Origin of the sequence: Candidatus Absconditicoccus praedator (assembly GCF_021057185.1) — a bacterium.
Classification (GTDB): Bacteria; Patescibacteriota; Gracilibacteria; order Absconditabacterales; family Absconditicoccaceae; genus Absconditicoccus; species Absconditicoccus praedator.
This window is the reverse complement of sequence record NZ_CP054059.1, coordinates 1119291-1129696: the sequence shown is the minus strand read 5'-3', so window position 1 is coordinate 1129696 and position 10406 is coordinate 1119291. Positions and strand designations below refer to the sequence as shown.

Below are 10406 nucleotides of genomic sequence, written 5' to 3'. Positions count from 1 at the left end.
AAGATTATATAGCGTTGTTAAAAATAATGTGTATACAAAATACTATTTATTTGATAACAAACTATGTAATGAATATACATAAAAATACAAGACTAACACCACTCCAGAGAAAAGAGGTCTGGGAATACTATAAAAGATGAATGAAGCCTAAGGATTTACATATTAAGTTCAATGTATCATTGCCTACCATATACAAGATAATAAAGAGAGCAAGAACTCAAGAGTTTTTACCAAGAAATTCTATCAATAATAGATTTAGAAACATTAGGCGATGATTACTTAGATTAGCTAAAATAGAATCTAAGATAATAGAAAAGAAAAACAAAGAAGCTAGAAGATACAATAAAAACTACCCTTGAGAAATGATGCATTTTGACACAAAAAAACTACCTCTTATAAGATGAGCAGCAAACAAAAAGTCTGAATACTTATTTGTATGAATAGACGACTATTCTAGAGAACTTTATGTAGCTATAATGCAAGATAAGACACAAGTATCTTCGTCTATGTTTCTTAGACAGGTAATAGATGAATGTCCTTACACTATTGAGTGTGTGTACTCAGATAATTGAGTTGAGTACAAATGAAATGATAAACATGAATTTGTTAAAGAGTGTGTAAAAAGCTGAATAAAGCAAAAATTTACAAAAGTTAGAACACCAAGAACAAATTGAAAAGCAGAGAGGGTTATAAGAACATTAATCGATATGTGGCACAGTAAGGAAGTTTTTAAGTCATCAGAACATAGAAAAATGTCTTTAAAAAGATTTGTAAATCGATATAACACTGTAAAGCCACATAAATGACTAGATAATAAAACTCCTTATGAAGTTATTGAAAAGTTCTATTACTGATAATTTTTTAACAACGCTACCTTTTCTTACAACTTACCCTATCTATATATATTTAAAAGTAATCTTGAGTTATGAATACCATCAACAAACAATTCACTAGAAGCAATAAATTCACATTTAAAGACAAAACTATCAATTCATAGATGATTAAAAGAATATAGAAAAGATAAATTTATCAGTTATTACCTATATTTTTCTTAGATTCTATCAACACATTTTGCAATTAAAAATCTATCAACACAAATTTGCAATTAGAATATCAATACATTTTGTCCATTATGCCAAAAATTATATCAATTTTATTTTTCATAGCCCAACCTTCCTGTAGTATGACCTATGATTTAGCTATGATTTCTACTTTTTTAATTTTTTGTTGCATTTTTACAAAATATCGTTAATATCCATTTATATTTAAATGAATTCTTACGACATTATGAAATTTTTGGATAAAGTTATAACTTCTGGGAAAACTGTATTTAGTATATCTGATATTCAAAATATAACCAACTATCAAAATAGACATAGTGTAGAAAGTTTTTTGTATAGAGCCCAAAAATCTAATTTGCTTGTCAATCTTCGTAAGGGGATCTGGGCTTTGCCATATTATGATAAATTTGAACTTGCTTGCAAAATGAGAAAAAACTCATATATTTCTATGGAAACTGTCTTGTACAAAGAAGCTTTGATTTTTCAATATTATGAAAATACTATTACTTGTATTTCTGATGATACCCGTACTTATACTGTAGATAATACAGAGTTTAGATACTCCAAGATAAAAAACTCTATTTTGAATAATTCATTGGGAATCAAATCTTATAAAAATTACCGTATAGCCACACCAGAGAGGGCATTGTGTGATATGTTTTACTTAAATCCTCTAACTAGTATAGAAAATCCTAATGCTTTGAACAAAGTAAGACTATCTCAAGTTATGAAATTGTACCCCAAACAAACAATTTTAAATATCAAAAAACAAATATCTGATGTTGGATAAACAAACACATGAAAAATATATGAAAGATATTTTGAAAGTACTCTTTAGCTCAGAAATTTCTGAGAAAATAGCTTTTAAATGATGAACATTGCTGTATTTTTTGTATTGATTGGATAGATTTTCTATAGATATAGATTTGGATTTACTTGATATTGAATATGAATCAAAAGTTACAGACAAAATAGAATATTTTCTTTTGAGTTTGTGAGATATCAAAAGCTTTTTGAAATGAAATACTTTGCATCGCTGGATATTCAGCTATGATGAATTTGCTCCCAATATTAAAATAGAATTGAACAAAAGGATTTGGAAAAATAATGAATATGAAAGAGTAGATTTTTTGTGAAACAGTATGAATGTTATGCAAAAATCAAGTATATTCGCTAATAAGCTGGTTGCCTGCTATGAAAGAACTGAAAATAGAGATTTGTATGATATATATTTCTTCCTCCAAAATAACTATAACTTCAACGGTAAAATAATATCTGAAAGAACTGGACTGAGTAGTCAAGATTTTTTGAAAAATTTGATAGACTCTATTCCCAAAAGATATAATAAATCTCATATATTGCATAAGCTATGAGAAGTAGTAAATCAGAAACAAAAATACTGGATAAAAGAAAATTTGATAAATCAAGTTGTTGAAGACTTAAAAAAATTAGTATAAAGTATTGTTTTTTAGGAAAATTTCGAAGTTTTGAAAAGGACTAACTCCGTGTGATGATTTAGCTATGATTTCCACTTTTTCTGCTTGCAAATTTTTTGAGCTTGAATTTTTGGATAAATGAAAAATATTGCTTCTTGCAAAATAAGTTTTTTTTGTGTTTTTTTATAAAAATTACTTTACATAAAGTTCTTATTTTTCTACTATTTGCAATAAAGTTGCAAAATTATTTAAAAAAATATTTGCATTTTGTAATATTTTTATTAAAATTTATGTAGATTTATATAAATTAAAACTAACCATGCTAGTAGATATTACTATTAAAAATTACCTTTCTTTCAAAGAAGCTACTACTTTCAGTATGCTTGCAGACTGAAAAACTAAAGACTTACCAGAAAATGTTTTCCAACACTGAAAACACAAATTATTGAAAACATCAGTAATTTATTGACCAAATGCCAGCGGGAAATCAAATCTTCTACAAGCAATAAAATTTGCAAGAGATTTGATAGTATATTCTCATAAATACGACCCTAATTTATCTATACCAAACTTTCAACCTTATAAACTTTGTAAAGATACTATAGGAAAGCCATCAGAATTTGAAATAAATTTTTATGTAGAGAATACTTTGTATAATTACTATTTTGCTGTAAATCAAAATGAGATTGTTTCCGAAAAACTTAAAGCTTACAAATCCCAAAAACCATCAACATTGTTTACCAGAGATAGGAAATGAATTTCTATAAAAAATTTCGATGACAATGATAGCGCCAAAAGAGTAAAAGAAAATAATTTAGCTTTATCAGTTTTTGCTGATGAAAACTCAGAAGAGGCAAAGAAAATACATAAATTCTTTACAGATATTCATATAATTTCTGCCAAATTAGATAATCCCGATACACAAGATGTACTATTAAAAGAAGGTGAAAATTTCAAACCTTTTCTATTAAATTTATTGAAAATAGCTGATCCAACTATTAAAGATTATGAATATAAAATTAATGAAAAGGAAGTTGATTTTGATTCTTTACCACAGAATATTAAAAATCAATTTGTACAAGCTCCAAAAAAGGTGTTTCAAACTGAGTTGAATGATAAAATTGTTCGTGATTTGTATGATAAAAACTGAAATGTTGTTTGAGAAGCAAATTTTAAAAGATCAGAAGAATCAGAAGGTACAAAAAGAATTTATCAATGGGCTGGTAGTTTATATAATGTAATGAAACATAATAAAATACTATTTGTTGATGAACTTGAAGATAGTTTGCATCCAATGCTTGTAGAAAATATGATTAGAAGTTTGCATCAAAAAACAGATACTACTTTTCAATTAGTATTTAATACACACAATAGTTATCTTCTTAGTCTAAAAGACTTATTTAGAAAAGATCAGATATGGTTTACAGAAAAAGATAAATATGGTGTTAGTGATTTGTACTCATTGTTAGAATTTAAAACCAATCAGTGAATAAGAAAAGATACAGATATAGAAACAAACTATTTGAAAGGTAGATTTGGTGCTATTCCTTTTATTGATGAAATATTTAAAAGTTAATTTTTGAATATGGTAAAGTCTCGTAAAAGAGCAAAAAGGAATCAAAGAAAAAATATTTATATTGTCTGTGCTTGAGATACTGAAGTTTATTATTTTAAATGAATGAGAAATTCTTTCAAATCTCCGAACTTAAGGCCGCCTATAAAAAAACCAGTTTTTTCTTATAATTTTATTCACAAAATAGATTCTGTTCTTTGGGAAGAAGACATAATGAAAAAGGAAAATTTACAAAAAACAAAGGAACAGAAAGAAGAAATCAGATTAACTGCCGTAAAAATGGTCAAAAAAAGGTTGATTAAAAAAGACTGAAGTTTCTAAAATTTTAGATATAAGTTATACTGCTTTAATAAATTGGTGTAGAATTTATGAAAAAAAAGGTAAGAAAGGATTAAAAGCTAGTTCTAAAAAATGATGAAGACCAAAACAAAAGGATAATAATCTAACAAACAAAGAAAAAAAAAATTTTGAAAAAATTTTACTTCAGGAGCCAAGAAATGCTTATAAAGTTTCAAAAAAATTAAAAAATTATCCATTAGACTTTTGATTGCGAACTTTAAAATTAATGCAGGAAGTAATAAAAAAAGTATTCTGAAAAAATCTAAAAGAATGGAAGGTAAGAGAAATAGCAATAGAAATGTGATTTACTAATCAACAACCAATATTTAAAGCATATCAGCAAAATCCAGAAGCAGTAGAAAAACGAGAAAAAGAAACACTGCCACAAATAAAAGAAGAAGCAAAAAGAGAGTGAAGAGAAATATATTATTGAGATGAAGCCTGATTTAAATCATCAAATCATAAGTGAAAAACACGAGGAAAGAAAGGAGAGACACCTGTGGTAACATCAACATGAGCAAGATTTGGAGTGAACTGAATATCAGTAGTAAGCCCAAAGTGAGAAATGAGATTTATGATATATGAATGAAGCTTTAATAGTAATAAATTTATAGAATTTTTAAAGAGGTTCCATGAAGATAGGAAGAAAAAAACGCTTATATTAGATGGTCATCCAATACACAAGACAAAGAAAGTAAATGAATACTTAAATTCTATAAATAATGAAATAAAAATATATTTTATTCCATGATATAGTCCAGAATTAAATCCAGATGAGCAAGTATGGAATCAAGTTCATAGTGACCTTAAAGGGCAAGTAGTAAGATGAAATAAACATTTAATGGAAAAAATTAGAAAATCATTATATAGATTACAGAAACAGAAATATAAGGTCATGACTTTTTTTAATCATCCTGATATTAGACGAAACTTATCCTAGTTTTCAAACTATCAGTAATTATCAAATAATTAAAATTAGAAGAAGATCATCAAAACATCGCAACATGGAAAATGATATTATTAAATCTTGTTTTATAGAGGCAATAGCTCAAAATACATAAGAATTGAATTCTTCTTTACTATTATGTAAGATATAAAAAACAGGCAAAGAGTTATTTAAAACCCTTTTACCTGTTTTCTATTAATCAACACATAAAATTTAGTTTTGATGTACACAACGTACATTTTCCTGAGATTGTTTATAACTTCTAGTATTCCAAAAACCTTGACTACCATCTCCATAAGTTCTTGAGTTGAATGTTCCTGATTCTGTAGATGTCCAATAATTTTCATCTTTTAATCATATTTCTTTACCGCTATCTACTATAGTTCTCATTTCCTCAAATGAAGGTAAATACCAGTTATCATAAACTGTTCAATTTGATTCTATCTCCAAATTCTCACAATAATCTGCTGCTATATAATCTGGACCACTTCCTCCTCTAAATGCTGAACAATTTCATACAATATTCATAGTATTGGATTTTCCATCCTCTAAATCATTTGCTTGTAGATTGTTACCTCTACACCCCCATTCTCTTGTTACATCTTCTATATTATCAAAACTTTCTGGATTATATGTTAATAAATTATAATCTCCATATTCATATTCAAATATTTGAAATACAGATTTTTTTTCTAACTCAAATTCTACTGTTTTATTATCTGATGTGACTTCAAAACTTCATTCATAGTCTTCATATCATGATTTACTTGCAATAAAGTCAAATTCTCATTTTGCCAAATCAACTTCTATTTGTCAATCTTGGTCTGTTTCTAGTTCACTATATTTCAGATTTATCTGTACTCATTCAGTTTGATTAATCTCTTGAAGTTGTACATTATATTTTTCTCAGTAGTGTCTATGTACACAACGTACATTTTCCTGAGATTGTTTATAACTTCTAGTATTCCAAAAACCTTGACTACCATCTCCATAAGTTCTTGAGTTGAATGTTCCTGATTCTGTAGATGTCCAATAATTTTCATCTTTTAATCATATTTCTTTACCGCTATCTACTATAGTTCTCATTTCCTCAAATGAAGGTAAATACCAGTTATCATAAACTGTTCAATTTGATTCTATCTCCAAATTCTCACAATAATCTGCTGCTATATAATCTGGACCACTTCCTCCTCTAAATGCTGAACAATTTCATACAATATTCATAGTATTGGATTTTCCATCCTCTAAATCATTTGCTTGTAGATTGTTACCTCTACACCCCCATTCTCTTGTTACATCTTCTATATTATCAAAACTTTCTGGATTATATGTTAATAAATTATAATCTCCATATTCATATTCTAGAGTAGCCAAATCACCACTTTCACTTTCTACTACTGTTAATTCATCTGTTTCTACTGTTTCTCACGATGGTATATGTGTTACAGTTATAGTTCTTCAGTTATCATCCAATCATAATTCCTCTCCATGTTCTGGATCATTATCCAAATCTTCATTATCGTAATTTACTATCATTGTCTCTCATGTTTCCCAAGTTAGTTCTATTTTCATATTACTTAAATCCAATTCTTCTCATTCTATATATTCTAACTCTGGTTCTGTTGTTATTTCTATACTTTCTACACTGTCTTCTTTCACTGTTAATTCATCTGTTTCTACTGTTTCTCACGATGGTATATGTGTTACAGTTATAGTTCTTCAGTTATCATCCAATCATAATTCCTCTCCATGTTCTGGATCATTATCCAAATCTTCATTATCGTAACTTACTATCATTGTCTCTCATGTTGTTTCAGTTGAATAAGCTCAGTATGTTGGTTGAGATCTATAATTTCAACCTGCATCTATATCAAAATCAGGTAAATCAAAATCTATGCCATAATCTATCTCTTGTTTATCCAAAGAATCATCAATTGGTCTTAAATTAAGTCAGCTAATATCTCCTGCATTTGGATCTTCCAAATACTCATCTGCTTCATCATAATCAGCAGAAAAATTATTTTCTTCTACCACATTTCCATGAAGACTATATGGGTTGTCTGCAAAAACTGCATTACCTTTCACTAATTGTTCGTAATCAGTATTTACATCGTTAATATCTATAGCTGTACTATCAGTAAAAAAAGTATTCCTAAATACATGAAGATCTTTTGGATTATTATTGTGATCTGTTACAAATATTCATCATCCATTATTATTTGCAAATATATTATTATAAAATGCTGCTGTAGAATCTGTTTGTACATTTCTATGTCCTGACTCGTTTTCATAAAAAGTATTTCCATATACTAAATATCTATCTTCACTACCTTCTCAATCTTCTGGGAAATGACCCAATAAAAGATTTGGTCTATAACTACCTTGACCTGCATATTTGAAAGTATTGTTTCTTACTATAGTTTGGTGTGGACCTTCTGGCATATCGTAATCAAAATCTCTGTGATTTTGATGCTTTACTTGAACATTATATCCGTTCGTATCTTTGAAGACACTATCTTCTATAATTCATCCTATAAAAGCTCAGTCTTCTCATGATGCACAACCAAAATACATACCTGTACTTGCTCCATCAACTTCCACATTCCTAATTATCCAGCCTACTGCTACTGCATCATTTGAAGTATCAATTGCTGTTTGACCATGAGAATCATAATCATGGATATAAAGATTTTCCAAAGTAATATTAGAAGTATAAGAATCATTTCTTGCTCTAATTCCCATACCCACATCGTTTGTAGAACCATCTAATCTTAGATTACGAATTACAAGATTATGAGAGTTACCAAATTCTATGGTATTAGCTCGTCCTCGACTTTCAAAAACAGCCTCTCATCAATCTTCTGGACCAGAAATTACTATAGGTTCCTCTTTAGTTCCACTAAGATCATCTGGATAAAGACCATCGGTATAGGTTCATTCTTCTAATGCCAACCAATCACCAGGTTCCAAATCATCTGTTTTATCTCTATAGTTTGATGGATCAGCTTCTATTACATTAAATTCATCTTTGTCTACTCCTCCATCATCCCATCAGTTATAATCATAAGAATTTTCTATAGCATTTTTGTATTCTTTATAATTTCATATAGTAGTTGTTTCTCATGAATCAAATGTTAGTTTTATTTTCATATCACTTAAATCTAACTCATCTCATTTTACATATTCTGTTTTTGGTTGAGTTGTTATCTCTATACTTTCTACATCTTTATCTCCATCTTCTTCTTCAAATACTACATTTTCTATCTTGCTCTTGCCTCATTTTTCTCAATCAATTTTCTCTTGATACAAAGCAAAATTATACTCTCATCTTTCAATACTATCCAAACTTATTCAAGTATTGGTAGTTGATTTGTTTATATTTTCTCATTCATCTGAAGACCCAGAAAGTACATAACCGCTCAAAACTTCTGGATTCATATCTGACTCATTCCACTCAAAATATACTCCTGTTGAATATGTGCTATCAGTAATTTCTGTTTCTTGGTTATCCTCAAAAAGTTCTAACTCAACATCATTATCATATTCAGTAACAGAAACCAAAGTTCATTTAACATCAGCAATAGATCCCCATATAGTTTCATCACCTACATCAGTATCTACTTGTCTACTTCAGTCTTTGATAGCTTCTATTACTTGTTCATAATCACTATCTGGAGAATAAGCCATAATTAAGGATGCTAATCATGCTACATGAGGTGCTGCCATAGAAGTTCAATTAGCATAAGTATAAGAATTCTCGTCTGCAGCTGAATATACAGAGTAACCCGGAGCAGCTATTTGGACTGTTTTAGTTCCATAGTTTGAAAAATTAGAAAGTCTATCTTCTTCTAATCATCCATCTTCTTCTATTCAAGAAGAAGCTACTGTTATCATATTATCTAATCCTTCTCTTTCTACTCAGCCGCACTCAAAATTAGTTGAAAAACTAGCTGGTACATAAAAGTTATGATCCTGATCTAGATCAGCTGAATTATTTCAAGCAGATGCAATAAAAATTCATCAACTGTCTCAAAAATCTTTTATTGACTCATAATATAATTGATCTTCCCATCATCTAAACTCACACCATCTACTTCCTCCCAAACTAGCATTTAATATATCATATCCTTCTTCTGTAGCATACTCAATTCAAGCTACTATGTCATCAGTAGTACCCCATCACTGATCACTTAAGACTTTCAAAGCAGAAAGTTTTATATTAGGATTAATTCAAACAATATTATTATTCAAATTTGCACCTATTGTTCCTGCTACATGACTTCAATGGAAATGTCTATCAATTGGTTCATCATTATCAACAAAATCTTTTCAATAACCTTCTATCATCTGTCATTCAAACTCATCATGTTCATAATATATACCAGTATCCAATACTCAAACTGTTATTTTTTCTTTACTACCAGCCCCTGAAAAAATCTGAAAACCCTCTTCCCAGTTCATATTTTTGTGTCATCGTAATTTTTCATAATCACCTATATCATCTATAAATCACTGAGTTCCATAAATAAAATTAGGTTGTGCATACTCAATATCTGGATTTTTTTCAAGTTCTTTAATAATCTCTTTTTTTCTAGATTTTATTTCATCTTCATCTTGGGTAGAAAAAGTTTCCATTCCATCAATACTATATTCTATCTTTTCTATATTCATATTGTCTAAAATCCTTTCTTGATTATCAATTTGGTATCAACTAGCCTCAAAAGGATCAGAAGTCGACATTGTAGAATCAGTTCAAGAAACATCTTTGTATTTAATCAGTATCTCTCATTCTACAAAAGACAAATCTGAACTGTTTTCTTTCGCTCAGGAATCCACTGTATTAGCAAAAGATAAATTAAAAGAAATAAAAAATATTAATAAACTTACTATACTATATTTTCCTAATGACTGTAATAGATTACTCATTGGTGTTTATTTAAAATATAAATATATTTTATATATTTGTACAATATATTTTATGAACAAAAATAATAAATTCAAGTACAAATTCTGTAGATTCTAACTCAAAACCGCACAGTTATATTTAGAAA

7 protein-coding genes are annotated in these 10406 nt (G+C 28.4%); 6 read left to right on the top strand and 1 reads right to left on the bottom strand.

What is annotated here, in order from left to right; all coding sequences use genetic code 25:
- Positions 1 to 68 precede the first annotated feature (68 nt).
- The 6 genes from HLG78_RS05365 (at position 69) to HLG78_RS05340 (ending at position 5349) form a co-directional block, all read left to right on the top strand.
- The gene (locus HLG78_RS05365; RefSeq protein WP_231176132.1) at positions 69 to 857 is read left to right on the top strand and encodes an integrase core domain-containing protein; all 789 of its coding nucleotides are present in this window, start codon (positions 69 to 71) and stop codon (positions 855 to 857) included.
- Positions 858 to 1269: 412 nt separating this feature from the next.
- A complete protein-coding gene (locus HLG78_RS05360) occupies positions 1270 to 1851 on the top strand; it encodes a type IV toxin-antitoxin system AbiEi family antitoxin domain-containing protein (RefSeq protein WP_231178091.1) in 582 nt (193 codons plus the stop codon).
- Positions 1841 to 2518 carry a nucleotidyl transferase AbiEii/AbiGii toxin family protein gene (locus HLG78_RS05355; RefSeq protein ID WP_231178088.1) on the top strand — a complete coding sequence of 226 codons (678 nt, stop codon included), beginning with the start codon at positions 1841 to 1843 and terminating at the stop codon, positions 2516 to 2518. Before HLG78_RS05360 ends, HLG78_RS05355 begins: the two co-directional genes overlap by 11 nt.
- Before the next feature lie 298 nt (positions 2519 to 2816).
- Positions 2817 to 4073, top strand: coding sequence for an AAA family ATPase (locus tag HLG78_RS05350; protein ID WP_231178085.1), 1257 nt, complete (start codon positions 2817 to 2819; stop codon positions 4071 to 4073).
- Positions 4074 to 4082: 9 nt separating this feature from the next.
- The gene (locus HLG78_RS05345; protein WP_231178082.1) at positions 4083 to 4391 is read left to right on the top strand and encodes a hypothetical protein; all 309 of its coding nucleotides are present in this window, start codon (positions 4083 to 4085) and stop codon (positions 4389 to 4391) included.
- Between the two features lie 244 nt (positions 4392 to 4635).
- Positions 4636 to 5349, top strand: a complete 714-nt coding sequence (locus tag HLG78_RS05340; protein ID WP_231178080.1) for an IS630 family transposase — start codon at positions 4636 to 4638, stop codon at positions 5347 to 5349.
- Positions 5350 to 5568: 219 nt separating this feature from the next.
- Here the strand turns inward: HLG78_RS05340 and HLG78_RS05335 are convergent, their stop codons facing one another.
- Positions 5569 to 10281, bottom strand: a complete 4713-nt coding sequence (locus HLG78_RS05335; RefSeq protein WP_231178078.1) for a S8 family serine peptidase — start codon at positions 10279 to 10281, stop codon at positions 5569 to 5571.
- Positions 10282 to 10406: the final 125 nt, after the last annotated feature.